Origin of the sequence: Limnohabitans sp. T6-20, from assembly GCF_003063505.1 — a bacterium.
In the GTDB taxonomy this organism is placed as follows: domain Bacteria; phylum Pseudomonadota; class Gammaproteobacteria; order Burkholderiales; family Burkholderiaceae_C; genus Limnohabitans_A.
Genome location: NZ_NERW01000002.1, coordinates 590,044 through 607,723 on the forward strand (window position 1 = coordinate 590,044; position 17,680 = coordinate 607,723).

A 17,680-nucleotide genomic window follows, 5' to 3' on the forward strand; every position below is an offset into this window, starting at 1 on the left:
CATTTCGCTCGACGGTTCGGACACATTCAATGTCAGAAGTTCAGTGCACCCAACTGACCCGATGTCATGCTGTCAATCTGACCCGAGGTCAGGGCACTGGTTTGAGCTGTGCTCAGAGCTGCGACTTGGCTTGTGGTCAGGTTGCTGATCTGGTCGGTGCTGATGTCGTTGATCTGATCCGACGTCAAGGCGCGGATCTGGCTGGTCAACAGCGCTTGCAAATCGTCAGAAGCCATCTTGTTGATTTGCAAAGAAGTCAATGCGGACACTTGTGCGGTAGTCAAGGCCTGGATTTGACCGGTTGTCAAAGCCTCCATTTGTTCTGTGGTCAGACGTGTTACTTGTGTAGTCGACAAGTTCTTGACTTGTTCAGTGGTCATGGCAGTGACGTCTTCTGCTTCGATCGCTTTGATTTGATCGCTGCTCAGGGCGTTCAGAGCGGCGGAGCTCAAGGCCTTGATTTGATCGGTTGTCAGTGCTGCAACGGCTTGCGTCGTCAATTTTTCAGCTTGAGTTGATGTCAAGGCGGCAATGTCAGCAGTCTCCATCAGTGCGACTTGCGCCGCTGTGAGCGTGCTGATCTGGGCTGTTGTCAATGCCCTGACTTGCGTGCTTGTCAATGCTTTCAGGTCATCGCTGGCCATGTTGTTGACTTGATCAGAGGTCAGCGCGGCAATCTGTGCAGTGGTCAAGGCTTGTGTCTGTGCGGTGGTCAGAGCTTCTATCTGTGATGTGCTCAGTTTCACGACTTGCTGGCTGTCCAGCTTGCTCAGTTGCGTGGTGGTCAGTGCGGCGATGGCATCAGACTCCAGTGCTGCCAATTGACCCGTGGACAAAGCGTTGAGTGCGGCGGTACTCAGTTGCTTGATTTGGTCGGTTGTAAGCGAGGCGATCGCATCGGACGAGAGTTTGGCAACCTGCAAAGAACTCAATGCAGCGATTTGTGTGGTTTGCAGCAGCGGTACTTGCACAGTGCTGAGCGCACTCATTTGATCTGTGCTCAGTGCCTTGATCTGGTTGGTGGTCATCGCTTGCAGGTCATCGCTGGCCATGCCGTTGATCTGGTCAGAGGTCAAGGCGGTCACTTGGGCTGTGGTCAATGACTGGATTTGAGCAGTGGTGAGTGCCACAACTTGATCGGTGCTGAGTTTGGCAATCTGTGAGGTGACCCACTTGCTCAGCTGTGCAGTGGTCAAGGCGGCGACATCAGCGGTTTCAAGGGCCTCCAGCTGGGCGCTGGTCAAAGCGTTCAGTGCACCCGATGTCAGTACCTTGATTTGATCGGTGGTCAACGAGGCAATGGCCGATGGGGTCATTTTTTCAACTTGTCCAGCGCTCAGGGCGGCAATTTGTGCTGTTTGCATCAGTTGCACCTGGTCACTCGAGAGGTTGCCGATTTGGCTGGTGGTCAGAGCCTTGATCTGGCCTGTGGTCAATGCTTTGAGGTCATCGCTGGCCATGGCATTGAGTTGCTCAGAGGTCATGGAGGCCACTTGAGCGGTGGTCAGGGCTTGCACCTGAGCGGTGGAGAGGGCCACGACCTGCTCGGAGCTGAGCTTGGAGATCTGCGTGGTGGACAGCTTGCTCACTTGCAGTGTGGTCAAAGCGGCCACATCGTCGGTTTCCAGGGCAGCGAGCTGATCGGTGGTGAGCGCGTTCAGAGCGGCCGTGGTGAGGGCCTTGACCTGGGCTGTTGTCAAGGCGGCAACGGCGTCTGTGGAGAGTTTCTCTGCCTGAGCTGCGCTGAGGGTGGCGATGTCAGCGGTTTCCATGGCGGCGACTTGAGCGCTGCTGAGGGTGCTGATCTGGGCGGTGGTGAGGGCTTTGACCTGGGTGGTGGTCAGGGCTTGCAGGTCATCGCTGGCCATGCCATTGAGCTGGTCAGCGGTCAGCGCGGCCACTTGTGCGGTGGTGAGGGCTTTGACCTGGTCGGTCGTCAAGTTGACGATCTGATCGGTGCTCAGCGCAGCAAGCTGTGTGGTGCTCAATTGGCTCACTTGGCTGGTGCTCAAGGCTTGCAGGTCGTCGCTGGCCATGCCATTGAGCTGGGCAGAGGTCAGTGCGTTTATTTGTCCAGAGCTCAGGGCCTGAACTTGTTGGGTTGTCAGCGTGTTGAGTTGATCGCTGGTGAGTTTGTTGACTTGCGCAGAAGTCAGCGCCTTGACCTGTGTGGTGCTCAAGGCTTGCAGGTCATCGCTGGCCATACCGTTGAGTTGTTCAGAGGTCAATGCGGCCACTTGAGCCGTCGTCAGTGACTGGACTTGGCCAGTGCTCAAGGCCACGACCTGATCGGAGCTCAGTTGAGCGACTTGTGAAGTCGTCATTTTGCTCAGTTGGGAGGTGGTCAGGGACGCCACAACGTTGGTTGTCAGCGCGCCGAGTTGGTCGCTGTTCAAGGCATTGAGTGCAGCGCTGTTAAGGGCTTTGGCCTGGTCTGTGGTCAATGCGGCAATGGCATCGGTGGACAACTTGGCCGCTTGTGCGGCGCTCAGTGTGGCGATGTCAGCCGTCTCCATGAGGCTGAGTTGAATGCTCGAGAGGTTGCCGATTTGGCTGGTGGTCAGAGCCTTGATCTGGCCTGTGGTCAATGCTTTGAGGTCATCGCTGGCCATGGCATTGAGTTGCTCAGAGGTCATGGAGGCCACTTGAGCGGTGGTCAGGGCTTGCACCTGAGCGGTGGAGAGGGCCACGACCTGCTCGGAGCTGAGCTTGGAGATCTGCGTGGTGGACAGCTTGCTCACTTGCAGTGTGGTCAAAGCGGCCACATCGTCGGTTTCCAGGGCAGCGAGCTGATCGGTGGTGAGCGCGTTCAGAGCGGCCGTGGTGAGGGCCTTGACCTGGGCTGTTGTCAAGGCGGCAACGGCGTCTGTGGAGAGTTTCTCTGCCTGAGCTGCGCTGAGGGTGGCGATGTCAGCGGTTTCCATGGCGGCGACTTGAGCGCTGCTGAGGGTGCTGATCTGGGCGGTGGTGAGGGCTTTGACCTGGGTGGTGGTCAGGGCTTGCAGGTCATCGCTGGCCATGCCATTGAGCTGGTCAGCGGTCAGCGCGGCCACTTGTGCGGTGGTGAGGGCTTTGACCTGGTCGGTTGTCAGGCTGTTGAGCTGATCTGTGCTGAGCTTGGCGACCAGCGCGGTGGACAATTTGCTCAGTTGCACGGTGGTCAGTGCAGCGAGGTCTGTCGACTCCATCGCCGCCAGTTGGTCGCTGCTCAAAGCGTTGAGGGCATCGGTGGAGATCGCCTTGATTTGCGCGGTGGTCAAAGCTGCGATCGCTTCGGTGGCGAGCTTGCCGGTTTGTGCGGCACTCAATGCGCCCACTTGTTGGGTTTGCAGAAGTTGAATTTGATCGCTGCTGAGGTTGCTGATTTGTGCACTGGTGAGGGCCTTGACCTGTGTGGTGCTCAGGGCTTGCAGGTCTTGGCTGGCCAGCTTGTTGATTTGTTCGCTTGTCAAGGCTGCCACCTGCGATGTGGTCAACGCCTGTGTCTGGGCTGTGGTCAATTTGTTAAGTTGATCGGTGCTCAAACTGTTGATTTGATCGGTTGTCAAGGCCTTGATCTGAGCGGTGCTGAGTGCCTGCAGATCGTTGCTGGCCATGCTGTTCAATTGATCGCTGGACAAGGCTGCCACTTGGCTGGTCGACAGTGTCCGGATTTGTTCTGTGCTGAGGGCCACGATCTGATCTGTCGTGAATTTGCCCAGTTGCTGTTCCGAGATCTTGCTGATTTGCCCGGTGGACAAGGCCGCCATGTTTTCTGTCTCAAACACAGCCAGTTGATCGCTTGTCAGCGCATTCAGCGCGACCGATGACAAAGCCTTGGCTTGCGCGGTGGACAAGGCCACGACCGCGTCGGTCGATAAGCCCGCAATTTGCAGATTGCTCAGCGCGGCGACATCCGCAGTTTCCAGTGTCGAAATCTGCAGCGAATTGAGGCTGTTGAGTTGCTCTGTGGTGAGGACTCGGATTTGCAAAGTGGTCAGTGCCTTGAGACTGCCTGTGGACAGGCTGGCAAATTGTTCGGTGTTGAGACCCACCAACTGGCTTGTGGTCAAAGCTTGCACCTGCTGTGTGCTCAAGCCGGCGATGACATCGGTTTTAAAGCTGTTGAGTTGCAAGGTACTCAGGCTGGCGATGTCTTTGGTGTCAAAAAACTCCAAGTGCGAGGTGGTAAATGTGCTCAATTGCAAAGTGCTCAGACCTTGCACTTGCGGGGCAGTCAAAAGAGAGCTTTTGTTGCCATAAACAAGCAGACCATCCGAGAAGTTGCTGCTGTCAAATGCGCTGATTTGTCCACTCGTCAACACCAGCATGTCTCGCGATTCAAAGGCCCCGATTTGCGCGCTGCTCATCGCGGCAATTTGTGCGGTCGACAGCAGTTTGACGTCTGCTGTAGACAGATCGCGGATCTGATTGGTGGTCAAATTTTGGATCTGTGTGGGTGAAATTGAGCTGATCAACGACATGACGGTTCCTTTTTGTACTGGCTCGATCCCGAGCAAATACCGCGGTGAGTGTTTTTGACCAATGCTGTTCTTTGCAGAAAAACTTGGTGACCTCTGTGAATCGGTCCAGGACTCCATTACTTGAGGTGTTTTTCTCGTTTTTGTCTTTTGGTTTGTGGGACCGGCAAAATTTGACCGCAGGGGTCTGTTGCTTGCCGCTTTCAAGAACTTTGGACCAACTTTCGGCTGATTTTGTTTGGGTACGCTTTTTGCATGGGGTGACCTGTTTGTCATGCGTCCGGTTTTGCGGACAGCAATGGCCCCTGAAGGGGGTGACACAATTTTCAAAGGTATGGATTCATGAACGCACGAATTGACATGGCCAGTCTGGCCTCTTCTCAGGGCAGTCCCGCATCGGTTTCGGACGATCTGATTGCGGCCATGAGTCAGGGCCTCATGACCCAGTTGGACCTGATGAGCCACATCCAACATCTGGAAAGCTTGGGCGAGTTGCGGGCGGCTGCGAACCTTTATGCACTTTGGATCAACCATGCCAAGGCCACAGACAAGCACTTTGCCTTGTTCAACTACGGGGGCATGTTGCAAAACCTGCAGCGCCCCGAGGAGGCGCTCGCCGCGTATGCCGCGTGCATTGCTCTGAAGGAGGACTTTCCTCAGGCCTACATCAACCGAGGGTTGTTGTTCGAAAAGCTGGGGCAAGACGCTCAAGCATTGCAAACCTGGTTGAGTCTGGTCAGTCGACGCTACATGGCCAAGCCTCCGACGGATGAATTTTTGACCATGGCGCTCAATCACATGGGGCGCTTGCAGGAAAAGCTCAAGAACTATGCCCAGGCGGAGCAGGCATTGGAAGAAAGCTTGAGCATCAATCCGGCGCAGCCCGGTGTGATTCAGCATTGGATGCATATCAGGCAAAAAGCTTGCCAGTGGCCGATTTACAAGAGTTTGCCGGGCATCAGTCTGGCTGAGATGAAGCGCTACACCTCACCGCTGGCGATGCTGGCCTTGACCGAAGATCCGGCTGAGCAGCTGCTCAATTCCCAGTCGTTTGTGGCGAGAACCTATTCTTTCCGTGAGGAGCGCTTGTCAGACGGTCAGATTTACCAACACCAGCGTTTGCGGGTGGGGTACGTGTCGGGTGATTTCCGAGAGCACGCGGTGGGCTTTTTATTGCCATCCATGCTGGATGGCCATGGTGATGCCTTCGAGTTGTTCGCTTATGACTACACCCCTGAAGAGCGCACGCCATTGCGCGAACATCTGAAAGGGCAATTTGACCATTTCAGATCTATCAAGGATTTGTCAGACCGACAGGCGGCCGAGCTCGTGTTGGCCGATGAAATTGACATCCTGATCGATTTGCACGGGTTGAGTTCAGGGGCCAGGCCAGGTATTTTTGCCTTGCATCCAGCCCTCAAACAAGGCACCTATCTTGGTTTCATGGGCCCCACGGGCATGCCGTGGTTTGATTTTGTGATCGCAGACCGACAAGTTCTGCCCGACGAGTTGGCGGTTTATTTCACAGAAAAGCCGTTGCATGTGGAGGGCAGTTATTTGCCCATGGTTTCTTATGCAGACCATGCGCCCGTTGTCACGCGGGAACAACTGGGTCTGCCCGAAGGGGCTTTCGTGATGGGGGCCTTTGGCAACACCTACAAAATCACGCCAGACATGTTTGCTACCTGGATGCGACTGCTGCAGCGGATTCCCGATGCATTGCTCTGGTTGGTGGATGACAACAAGTCCAGTACCCAAAACCTGAAAGCGCAAGCCTTGGCCCATGGTGTGCCCACTGATCGGCTGGTTTTTTCCTCCCGCACAGCGCACCCTGAGTTTTGCGCCCGCCTCAAATTGGCCGATGTTTACCTGGACACCTACCCCTATAACTGCGGATCGACCAGCAACGATGTGATCCATGCTGGCGTGCCCTTGGTCACCTTGTATGGCAAAACGCTGGTGTCTCGGATGGGGCTGAGCTTGTTGACGGCCTTGAACTCTGCCAGCAATGCCACCCGAAGCTACGCCGAATACGAAGACAAAGTACTTGAGCTGTCGATCAAAAAGAAGGCAGGCAAATTGCCTGTGGCCTTGCCGCGTGGTGAGCCTTTGAAAATTGGTCAGGCCTTGGCGAATTTGAATCAAGCCCGCAGCTGTGCCGATACCGTGCATTTGCCCTCTGTTACCAAGCGCCCAAGTGTGCAGTTGTTCCAGATTTGTTATACCGAAGAGACGCTCCAGAGCGTGCCCACAGGTTTTGGTGTGCTCGACAATTTGTCCAATGAGCGCCCTGACTGGCGTGAATTTTGGCCCATGCGCAATTACCTGATGAGCCATGCGCTGGAGGACGATGTATTTTATGGATTCTTTTCCCCCCGTTTTTCGTACAAGACAGCGCTTGATTTTGAAAAAATAAGCGAATTTGCCCTTCAGCATGGTTCAGACAACGACGTTTTGATCTTCAGTCCATTTTGGGATCTGAACAGTTTGTTTCTCAATTCATTTGAGCAAGGTGATTTTTTCCATCCAGGTCTGATGTCTTGTTCTCAGCAGTTTTTGCAAGCAACGGGACATGATTTGCGTTTGCCAGAATTGGTGATGCACGGCGAAAACACGGCATTTTGCAATTACTTCATTGCCAAAAAGAAATTTTGGCTGCATTGGTTGGAGTTGGGTGAAAAGCTCTTTCAAGCGGCGGAAACCACAGGTACCCCGTTGGCGATTGCGCTCAACCAAAACACAATTTACAGCCATGATGTACTGCCTCAAAAGATATTTGTTCAAGAGCGCTTGGTCAATATGTTGCTGGCAGGACCACAATTCAAATCGAAATCGTGGAGCATGTTCGGTTTGCCTTGTTCAGTCACGCCTTTGAGCCAGTACCAATCGCAGGCTGCAGAAGCCAATGCACTCAAAATGGCCTACGCCAAGACAGGTGATGCTTTGTACATCAATGAGTTCCACCAGTTGCGAGACAAGGTCTGGAAAGACAGTGGCATTGGCGAGTTGGCCAATGCCCGAGATCGAGTTTTGCGCGGTGAGGCCTGAATTTTAAAAACAATAATTAATTTCAATATATATTAAAGGTGATTTAATGATAAATTTAAGTTTTGAGGAAATCCATAAAGCAAAAACAGGCAAGGTGAGTGATAAATGGGAATCTTACCTTCGTCACTACGACAGCTTGTTTGCCATGTATCGTGATCAAGAGGTTTCGCTTCTCGAAATCGGTATACAAAATGGCGGTTCTTTGGATACTTATTTGGAGTACTTTAAGAATGCTAAAATTTTAATTGGCTGCGACATCAACACCAATTGCAATAAACTTAATTATCAAAATAATAAAATTAAGATTGTGGTTGGTGATGCCAATTTGGACTCCACTTACAAGGAAATTCGGCAGCTTGAAAGTGTTTTCAATATCGTGATTGACGATGGATCGCATGTTTCAATGGACATCATCAATTCATTCATCCGTTATTTCCCATTGGTTTCCCCCGGTGGTGTTTACGTGATTGAAGACACCCACACTTTGTACAGTCGCAATTTTGGTGGTGGACTTTTGAATGAATTTTCTGCCTATAATTTTTTCAAAAAACTCATAGATATTGTGAATTTTCAATGGTGGCGCGATCATTTCAAGATGGAAGATTATTTGACGACGTTCTTCTTGCAAGGCATTCCGGATTTCATCCATCAAGGTTGGATTGAATCGATTGAATTCAAAAATTCCGTGATCACGGTCAAGAAATCCAATCAAGCAGGGCACGACAAATTGGGGCCAAGGATTATCCGAGGCACAGAGGCGCTGGTGGTGGATTTGCCAAGGTGAATTCGTCCATGGCCGGATGGATGGGCACGGCGCGTGCCAAAAATGGTCGGTTTTTTGACAAGCGCCTGGCCTGCAAATTGCTATTTACGCCCCATTGATTCCAAAGGTAAACCATGAGCATCATCCATCTGACCAAGACCGTCCAATCGGTTCAACCCCGCTATGTCGGTCGATTTTCATGCACGGGTTCGGCTTGTGAGGACAGCTGCTGTTCAGGCTGGACGGTGCACATCGATAAAAAAACCTTCAATGCCTACCGGCAAGCCAAGCAGCCTTTGCTCACGGAGCGAATGGCGACTCAGGTCAAGAGGATCAGGAGCCTGGCCAGCGATACGAAATACGCCCGCATTGAGATGCAGCCTGAAACCCTGGATTGCCCTTTTTTGGAAGAAAAGTTGTGCAGTGTCCAGCGGGAGTTGGGTGAGGACAAGTTGTCTGATACCTGTGCCACTTACCCGCGCAAGAGCCGTGTGATGGGTGGGCAGCATCAACAAGCTTTGACGTTGTCCTGTCCCGAGGCGGCCAGGTTGGCACTTTTGGCGCCGGATGCTTTGGATTTCGTTGAGGTGTCTGGCAAAGTGCGTGTCGAATCTGTCATTCAAATTCGCAGTAAGCAAGGGTTGACGCCAGAAACGATGGAGTCGGTCAGTCTTTTTTGCTTGAAGCTGATGAAGGTTGGCAGTTTGTCGTTGTGGCAAAAATTGGCGGCCCTTGGGGTGTTCGCCGAACAATTGACCTCGACCCTCAAGCAGGGCGGTCACGCGCGCATTCCCGCTTTGCTGAAGGATTTCGAAACGATGGTGGCATCTGGTGCCATCGATGGGGCTTTGTCGGCCATGTTGCCAGACTATGTCATTCAGGCCACGACTTTTTCAGGATTGTGGCAACTTAAAAAGGGCCGAAAGAACTCGGCGGTTCAAGCATCAGTGCAGACCCAAGTTGCCAAAGGTTTGGGCGCCGACCCCGTGACCCATCTCGTGACGCAGCAGCAACTGATCGACAACTACCGTACAGGTGTCCAGCGACTGCCCGATGCCATGAAGGACGCGCCGTTTTTGCTGGAAAACTTTCTCGTCAATGAAATGTTCAGTGAGGGGTTTCCATTTTCTGAGACAAGCCCTTACGATCATTTCTTAAAGCTGGTGACGCAGTTTGGGTTGCTCCGTTTCATGTTGGCGGTGCAATGCAATGATCCCGAGCGCTTGCCCGATCTGGCGCAATTGGTTCGAACTGTTCAGGTTTTCAGCCGCAAATACCAACACGATGCAGATTTTGCAAAGCGTGTGAATGGTGCATTGAAAAATGCAGGCTGGGATTCGCTGGAAAAGATTTACCGGTTTTTGCGGACTTGATCACCAACTGAAGCCGATACATGTGCCTCAGCGAAACCACAGAGAAAGTCATGGTCGATGTGTTCAGCTGAGCAATGCCAGCACGTAATAAGGCTGCTGGTTGGCCTGTGACAGCATGGCTGTCCCAGCCTGGTTCATGATCATGCTGCGGGCCAACTCAGCTGTAGCCTGCGCATAGTCGGTGTCCATGATTCGACTGCGAGAAGCGCTGGTGTTCATTGACACATTGCTGGCATTGTCTGCTGCATAGGTCAGGCGGTTCATCATTGCACCCCACTGGCTGCGTTCACCGTCGATCTGCACCATGGCTTTGTCGATCAAGTCTATGGATGCTGTGGCTTTGCTGCGTGTGTCAATGGCTGCCGAATTGCCCAATGCTGCAGCAACATCGTTGCTGTTCAGTTCTGCCAATGGCAAGGCAATGGAGTCGCTGCTGCTGGCGCCCACATGAAATTTGACCACGCCATTGGTCCCAGCTTCACCTTTGAGCAGCTTCATGCCGTTCCAGCTGGTGTTGGTAACCGTATTGGCAGCTTGTTGTTGCAGTTGCAAAAATTCCGACTGCAAGGCATCGCGTTCGTCTTGCCCATTGGTGTCGTTGGAGGACTGGATGGCCAATTCGCGCATGCGAACCAGCATGCTGGTCATTTCACTGGTAGCCCCATCGGCTGTTTGCAGCATTGAAATGCCATCGTTGGCATTGCGCACGGCCACGTCCAGACTGCGGATTTGTGCCGTCATTTTGTTGCCCATGGCCAATCCAGCCGCATCGTCAGCGACAGAGTTGATGCGTTGACCTGTGGCCAGCTGGGCCATTGACTTGTCCATGGTCCGTTGATTGACGACCAGCGCTTGCTGCGCAGCAAGGGACTTGACGTTGGTGTTGACAAAGGCGCTCATGGGCTGGCTCCTGTTAAAGGCGGGGGGGCCTTGTGGCGCTGTGAATGAATCTTTTTTTCATGGCGGCGTAGACACAAGACGGTCTTGCTCGATCTTCACCTTCACGACAAAAAGCCCGAATGGGCTTTTTGATCGTTGAGGTTTGCAACGCGTTAATTAACGCAGCAGAGACATCACTGTCTGAGGTGCCTGGTTGGCTTGAGCCAACATGGCGGTCGCTGCTTGCGAGATGATCTGCGTGCGGGCCAGCTCAGTGGTGGTCGCTGCGTAATCGGTGTCTTGAATGCGACTGCGTGAGGCTGCAGTATTTTGTGACACGTTGGTCAAGTTGTCTGCCGCGTAATTCAGGCGGTTGATGGTCGCGCCGTAAGTAGAACGCTCTGCGTCGACCAACTTCAGTGCGCCGTCGATGGAATCAATCGCTTTGGTCGCATCGGCTTGGGTCTTGACATCCAAGGCATCGATTTTCAGCGACTTACTGTCCATGCCCTGTGTGCCGAAATCAATTTTGATTGCTGCAGAGGAGCCAGTGTTGGCGCTGACGTGCAATTCGGCAACCCCTTTGGTGCCGACTTCACTGTCAGCTGTGCCCTTGAAAATTTGCATGCCGTTCCACTGGGTGTTGTCTGCGATGCGTGTGATTTCGTCCGACAAGGCATCCACTTCGGATTGCAAGGCTGTACGGTCTTCAGAAGTGTTGGTGTCTGTGGCTGCCTGCACAGACAATTCACGCATGCGTTGCAGCATGTTCGTGATTTCTTTGGTGGCACCGTCGGCTGTCTGAATCAGCGAAATGCCGTCATTGGCGTTGCGAACCGCCTGGTTCAGGCCACGGATCTGGGCTGTCATTTTGTTGCTGATGGCCAAGCCTGCAGCATCGTCAGCAGCGCCGTTGATGCGGCTGCCGGTTGACAGTTGCTCCATGGCTTTGCTCAGGCTGCGGTTGTTCACCGTCAACGCATTTTGGGCGATGGTGGACTTGATGTTGGTGTTGATAACGGTCATGGTCTTACTCCTTGAAGAGATTTATTTCAAAAGGTTGGCAGGAACCCGAAGGGAGTAGGACCTGCCTGTTTTCACAGAAAATCTGATTTGAATCTCTGTTACTAAATGATTCGGAAGTTGCAGAAAAAGCTTTAGGCTTGGATGCAATTTTTTTCGCATCAGGACTTTTCGTCCTTGAACAAACCCTTCATGTTTTCCAGGTTGTTGGCTACGCGCAAAGCGACTTCACTGGGGATCTGGCGAACCACTTCGCCGTTCGCAGTGTTTTTAACGGTCACCACAATCTTGTTGGACACATCGTCCACGCTGAAGCTCAGATTGCGCTGGTTCTGTGTCATTTGCTTGTTCAGGTGTTCGGTAGCTTCTTTCAAAGCACGGCGTGCTTCCTGAGGATCAGGTTTCTTGTCGACAGCGGGTTTGATGTCCACGGGGGGCTGTGGGCGGGCCTGTACTTCAGCCGTGCGCACACCAGGAATGGCCACGGGTGCCGATACGTGCGCTGCGTTGGTTTGGATGTCGTTGCTCATGGCTTTGTCCTTGGTCTAGTCCCCGCTGACAGTACTGGCGCATGGCCAACCGCTTGAACGGTTCACCAATTGGGGATGTCGTGACTAGGATTCGGCCGTCGTGGGCAGAACTTGAGCGGTTTTTTGCAAAAAGCGGCAAAAAATGGCCGAAATCTGGAATTTGCCAAGAAATCCAGTCGGGCTGGTGCCCATTTAGCCGGTGTAGGCCTTCATCATGCCGTCAAAGGTGCCCTTGAGGCTGGCGCGCGTGCTGTTGCTGTTGCCCACGATGCTTTCCATGATGCTGAATTGGTTCGTATAGCGGGTCATGAGCTTTTGCATGCGCTCTTCCAGCACCGTCAAATCTTCTTTGTATTTGGCAATCTGCTTGGTGGCGTTTTGGCTTTGGGTGTCGATCAGACCGGTCGACAGCAGCATTTTTTCGAGCTTGTTGATGGCCCCGCCGGCCAGACCAGCTGGTGCGGTGCTGTAGATGCTTTTGTTGTTGGTGCCTGCGCTGAACATGGTGGCGACTTCGCCAAAATTGTTTTGCAGGGCTTTGTCCAGCTTGGCTTCGTCCAGCGTGAGTTTGCCGTAACGGTCGATGCTCAGGCCGACATCGCGCCCGGCCTTGATGGTGGTGCCCGGGGTTGTGGATGTGGCGGTGATCATGTCACGCACCTGCTTGCGCACGCTTTGCAGCAGGTTGTCGCCCGCCAGTGCGCCGCCAAAATCTTTGACTTCGCTGGCACTGTCGCCCAGGATGTTCAGGGATTCTTCAAAATCGTTGTAGGCAGTGACCAGGCCCTGGATGTTGCCCTTGATGCCTGCGGTGTCGCGGTTCAAGTCCAGTCGGGCTGCGCCTGTGCTGGTGGCATACAAATCCAGGGTCACGCCGTCGATGACGTCGCTGATGGTGTTGCTGCTGCGGGTGACAGGCAAGCCGTTGACTTTGAAGCTGGCGTCGGTGGCGGTTTGCAAGTTGCTGCTGAAACTGACGCCCGGCACCGGCACCTTGGGGTCCGTGCCTGTGGCTGTTCCGTCGTCGCTGGTCAGCGTGAAGTTTTTGGCCGCGCCGGTTTCGCCTGTGATGACCACGTTGTAGCCGCTGCCGGTGTTGATGAGCTGTGCCGTGACCCCAAGTTTGGCGCCGTTGATGGCGCTGACCATGCCGGCCGGGGTGGCGGTAGTGACCTGGATGTCGCCTTGGCTCGCGCCGCCTACGCTGAGGTTCAGTTTGAAGGCGGCCCCACCGTTGAGGGGGGTCGCGCGGTCGGCAAAGTTGCTGCTCGCGGTGCGCTGAGCCAGCGCGGTTTGCAACACCTCGATGCTGTAGCTACCGGCTTCGGCGGTGCTGCTGGCCGAGATGCCAAAAGCGCTGGGTTGCGTGTTGCTGGGCTGGATGGAGCTGAAGTCGCTGGCGTCGTTGAGTTTGCCAAAGGCGGTTTTGAGCGTCGACAGGGCGAATTTGATGGCGCTGTAGCCCGAGATGCGGGCTTCGGTCTTGGTGATTTTGGCGTCGATCCGCTCTTTTTTGGGCGTTTTTTCTGCGTCCACCAGACTTTGGGCAAGCGCTTTGACATCGATGCCGGAGCCGGCGCCGAGGGTGTTGACAATGCTGCTGGTGGCCATGGGGTGGGTTCGCTGGTGGGGTGTTGGGTCGAGGTCCGCTCATGAATCGGCGCGAGGCGCTGAAACTTGAGCCGAGATGTTGGTCTTAGCCTCGGATGTAATCAAAAAGTGACAAGCCGGAGATTTTGGAGAAGCTGCTCATGGCCGCTTCCAGCGACATCATTTCCTTGTTCATGCGGGTCACGGCTTCGGCGTAGTCCAGGTCTTCAATCTCGGACAGCGTGGATTTCATGCGCAACTGGGATTCCTCGAGCACGCCTTTTTGGGTCGAGATCACTTGCTGGTCGGAGCCATTTTTGGCTTGTGACAGTGTCAAGGTGTTGTGCATTTGGGTCACGTCAGCGATGCCCTGTTGGATGCCTGTGGTCTCGTTGTTGTTTGTGGCGGAGATCATCTGGTCCAGCGAATCAAAAAAGCCGATGGCCTCACCGTCGCCGCGCACCACACGGCTGAACACGTCGGTGCCTGCGCGTGTGAATTGCACCGTGCGCTCTACGCCTGCCGGAATACTGGTCTGGGTTTGGTCGCCTTGGTATTGCACCTGGCCCGTGCCGTTTTCGGCAAATGCAGGGGTGTTGACCCGCGTCCCGGAGAACAGGTAGTTGCCGCTGTCGTCCTGGGTGTTGCCCAAGCTGAGCAATTGGTCGCGCAGGGCTTTCATTTCCACGCCCACGGCTTTGCGGTCGTCAGGCCCCAAGGTGTCGTTGGACGCTTGAATGGCCAGCTCTTTCAGGCGGATCAGCAGGTCGTTGGAGGCGCTGAGGGCGTTTTCTTCGGCGCCAAAACGGCGCAGGGCCACATCCAGTGTGCGCATGTGGCTGTCCTGGCGTTGCACCTCGCCCTTGAGGCGCTGGATGGCGGCGGCCTGGTCGGGCGCAGAACTGGGTGACAAGATTTGCTTGCCCACGGCCAGCTGGGCCTGAGTGGTCGCCAGTTTGTTCTGGGTGGTGCTCATGCGTTCGGTCGCACGGTCAAACAAGAAGGAGGTGGAGATTTTCATGAGAACGCTTTCGGGGTTCAGCGGATCTGCAAGATGCTGTCAAACAAGGCCATGGCGGTTTGCATGACTTTGGCGTTGGCTTGGTAGGCCTGTTGAAAGCGCACGAGCGCGGAAGCTTCCTGATCCAGGCTCACACCTGAAATACCGTCGCGTGCTTCTTTGGCTTGCTCATGCACCACCGTCAGGGCTTGCTCTGCAATGGCCGCTTGCCGCGCCACGTTGCCCACCTGGTTGACCCGCTCAATGTAGGCCTCGGTCATGGTGAGGCCACCGGGCATGATCGGCGCTTTTTCCAGATTGCCCAACTGCAGCATGGCTTCGTTGTTGCCGATGCCGTTGCGGTTGCCGTCGATGGTGAACTTGTCGCCCGTCTTCGGCAGGGTTGAAAAGTCCAACGACAAGCCGCGGTATTGCACGCTGGGCGGCGGCATGCCGGGCAGGGCGACCATGCTGCGCTCGGCCAACACCGTCTGACTGTTGACGTCGCGAATCACGTAGTCGGTGTCAGAGATGAATTCCACCTCGAGCGGCGCGCTGCGCAACGCCTGCTTCATGTTGTTGTCCAGGCCGCCAAACTGGGCGGTCACGCTGGCTTGGGTGGGCTGTCCGCTGGTGTCGGTGACAAACACCAGCAGGTCATCGGGGGCCGTGCCCTTGATGTACAGGCTGGTGGAAAAACCCAGTCGCTGCAAATCTGCCGGGCTGCCGTTGGAGCCCAGCCCCAAGCGAATGTCCCCCGTGCTGGCCGTGGCAGACGTGCGGCTGAGCGTGATCTGTCCTTGCGCATCCAGGCTCGCTTGCAGGCCTGTTTGGTTTTGTTGTGCCGGGGCATTGACCCAGGCCACAAAATCTGCAGCGGTGTTCAGCCCGTCGGGGATGGCCACGCCGTTGAGTGTGAAGGTGCCCCCCGTGGTGGGCAGCAACAAGCTGGCATCCAGCTTGAGTTGCGCAGGCTGAGCGATGGGGTCCAGGCGTTCGCCCGTCAACACGTTGAACTGCTGTTCCTGTACCACTTCGGCTTTGACACCCAAAAAGATGTCCATGTCCATGTAGGTGGACGCCCCGCTTTTGTTCAGGTAGGCATCGCTGTAAGTCGCGCCGTTTTCTGCGCCGTTGCTGGAGCGCAGCAGCAAACCCTGATCGACTTCGCTCAACGGTGTGCCAATCAGGTGGCGACCATCGCGGGTGATGACTTGCAGGTTTTGCAGATCGCTGGCGGTGGACAAGGTCAGGGTGAGGTCGCGCATGCCCTGGGCCACCAAGCCTACAGAGGCAAAGCTTTGGCCAAATCCGATGGGCAGTGTTTCGGTGGCCACAGCGGGCGCTTGGGCGCTGCCCAACGCCCCCAGCAGACTGGTCGGGCCAGCGAACTCGGGTTCTGCGTAGCCAATGCGTGCCTGAGCAGTGCCCTTGTTGAGTGGGTCGTCAATGACCCGGAATTGCCCGGCCACGGCCACGCGGTTGGCATCCTGGATGAGCATGCGCATGCCGCCAGCGGTGTCGGTTTCACCTGCCGCAAAGCCAAACAGATCACCTCCGAGCAGGCCTTCGGCATCGATGCCGGATCGGTGCACGGCGTTGATTTCATCGACGACCACGCGCGACAAATTGTTCAGTGAGTCGGCCGCCGGTGCCAGCACCTGCTCTCGAAAATTGAGCACACCACCCAACTTGCCGTTGGTGATGGGAGGCAATGCCAGCTGCAGGCCTGTGACCGGGTTGGTGGGCGGATAGCGGTAGTTCAGTTGCAGGTCACCATTGGTCGCAGTGCTGACCATGATGTCGCGTGACTCGTCTTTGTTGACCAAAAAACCTTGGCTGCTGGTGTCGCCCAAGGTGACCAGCACTTCGCCGTTTTCCGAAAAACTGGTTTTGATGGCCGTCAATTCGGACATTTTGCGCAGCAGCAGGTCGCGCTGGTCGAGCAACTCCGACGGTTGCTTGTTGACGTCGGTGTGTTTGCCCAGTTGCTTGTTGACCAGTGCCAATTGCTTGGTCATGGCATTGACTTGGCCCACATCGGTTTCAACCGACTGGCGGGTTTCGTTGTTCAGCAATTCAAATTGGCTGGACAGTTGCCGAAAACGCGCAGCCAGGCCATCTGAATCGCGCAAAAAGCTGGTCCGTGAGACGGTGGAAGCCGGGTCGCTGGCCAGGTCACGCGCCGATTCATAAAACCGGTTCATGGCGGTGGTCAGGCCGATGCTTTCGTCGCCCATGATGTCGATCAGGCGGTTGACGTACGACAGCAGCGGCTTTTGGCTGGCCAGATCGCTGTTGCTGTTGCGCAGGTTGGATTCGACAAAGGCGTCGTACTGGCGCTGCACTGCGTCAAAGCGGGTGCCCGTGCCCAGGTAACTGTTGCCCATCTGACGCGGCTGGTTGGCCGCCAAGGAAACGTCCTGGCGGGTGTAGCCGTCGGTGTTGACGTTGGCAATGTTGTTGGAGACGGTCGCCAACGCACGTTGGTACGCGTTGACGCCTGAGCTGCCAATGCTGAGCAAGTCACTCATGGTTTAGCCCCCGGTGTGACGGTGTCGAGCTTGTAGCCGGTGATGCGCTCAAGCTCGTAGGCTTTGATGGCCTCTGGTTTGAGTGACATGGCTTCGCGAGCCGGATTCAGGGGCATGGCCTGGTTATCTGTTTTGTGCAGTTGCAGGGCGTCTTGCGTGCTCAGACCCTGTGCCAGCGTCATCTGGCGCTCCATCATGTTCGCCAGGCCCATGCCGCCGCGCTTGACCATTTGCAAAGAGACTTCCTTGTCCATCAGGTCTTGGTACATGTCCATGTTGCCGCCTTCAACCAGGTCGCTTTTTTCAATCGACTCACGCATGGTCTTCATCATTTGCTGAATGAAATAAGCTTCAAACTGCTCTGAGGTTTGACGAATGGCTTTGGACGGGTCTTGCGCCGCCTCACCCTTCAAGCGCGTGAGGGCGTTGAAGTCCAGGTAGGTGCTGGAGGTGTTGGTGGACAGGTCGCTCATGGGGAGT

11 protein-coding genes are annotated in these 17,680 nt (G+C 55.0%); 3 read left to right on the forward strand and 8 right to left on the reverse strand.

Annotated elements, in window-relative coordinates; genetic code table 11:
- Positions 1-32: 32 nt before the first annotated feature.
- Entirely contained in the window at positions 33-4,463 is a 4,431-nt protein-coding gene (locus tag B9Z33_RS08855) for an S-layer family protein (RefSeq protein WP_108286637.1), read from the reverse strand.
- Positions 4,464-4,802: 339 nt separating this feature from the next.
- On the opposite strand from B9Z33_RS08855, the gene B9Z33_RS08860 reads away from it, so the two are divergent.
- From B9Z33_RS08860 to fliB, 3 genes are all read left to right on the forward strand, one after another.
- Positions 4,803-7,508 (forward strand): hypothetical protein, encoded by a 2,706-nt coding sequence (locus B9Z33_RS08860; protein WP_108286638.1) that lies wholly within the window; start codon positions 4,803-4,805, stop codon positions 7,506-7,508.
- A 46-nt stretch (positions 7,509-7,554) separates the two neighbouring features.
- Positions 7,555-8,292, forward strand: a complete 738-nt coding sequence (locus B9Z33_RS08865; RefSeq protein WP_108286639.1) for a class I SAM-dependent methyltransferase — start codon at positions 7,555-7,557, stop codon at positions 8,290-8,292.
- 113 nt (positions 8,293-8,405) lie between these two features.
- Positions 8,406-9,644, forward strand: coding sequence for a flagellin lysine-N-methylase (fliB, locus tag B9Z33_RS08870; RefSeq protein WP_108286640.1), 1,239 nt, complete (start codon positions 8,406-8,408; stop codon positions 9,642-9,644).
- A gap of 63 nt (positions 9,645-9,707) precedes the next feature.
- Here fliB and B9Z33_RS08875 read toward each other — a convergent pair whose 3' ends face one another.
- From B9Z33_RS08875 to B9Z33_RS08905, 7 genes are all read right to left on the reverse strand, one after another.
- Complete coding sequence (locus B9Z33_RS08875; protein WP_108286641.1) at positions 9,708-10,544, reverse strand: flagellin; 837 nt, start codon at positions 10,542-10,544, stop codon at positions 9,708-9,710.
- A 156-nt stretch (positions 10,545-10,700) separates the two neighbouring features.
- A complete protein-coding gene (locus B9Z33_RS08880; protein ID WP_108286642.1) occupies positions 10,701-11,549 on the reverse strand; it encodes a flagellin in 849 nt (282 codons plus the stop codon).
- Between the two features lie 158 nt (positions 11,550-11,707).
- The gene (locus B9Z33_RS08885; protein ID WP_108286643.1) at positions 11,708-12,076 is read right to left on the reverse strand and encodes a flagellar protein FlaG; all 369 of its coding nucleotides are present in this window, start codon (positions 12,074-12,076) and stop codon (positions 11,708-11,710) included.
- 192 nt (positions 12,077-12,268) lie between these two features.
- Positions 12,269-13,687, reverse strand: coding sequence for a flagellar filament capping protein FliD (gene fliD, locus B9Z33_RS08890; protein WP_108286644.1), 1,419 nt, complete (start codon positions 13,685-13,687; stop codon positions 12,269-12,271).
- 85 nt (positions 13,688-13,772) lie between these two features.
- Complete coding sequence (flgL, locus tag B9Z33_RS08895; protein ID WP_108286645.1) at positions 13,773-14,687, reverse strand: flagellar hook-associated protein FlgL; 915 nt, start codon at positions 14,685-14,687, stop codon at positions 13,773-13,775.
- Positions 14,688-14,704: 17 nt separating this feature from the next.
- Positions 14,705-17,200 carry a flagellar hook-associated protein FlgK gene (flgK, locus tag B9Z33_RS08900; protein WP_108286646.1) on the reverse strand — a complete coding sequence of 832 codons (2,496 nt, stop codon included), beginning with the start codon at positions 17,198-17,200 and terminating at the stop codon, positions 14,705-14,707.
- A complete protein-coding gene (locus B9Z33_RS08905; RefSeq protein ID WP_108286647.1) occupies positions 17,197-17,673 on the reverse strand; it encodes a rod-binding protein in 477 nt (158 codons plus the stop codon). The genes flgK and B9Z33_RS08905 overlap by 4 nt, the downstream gene beginning before the upstream one ends.
- Positions 17,674-17,680 lie beyond the last annotated feature (7 nt).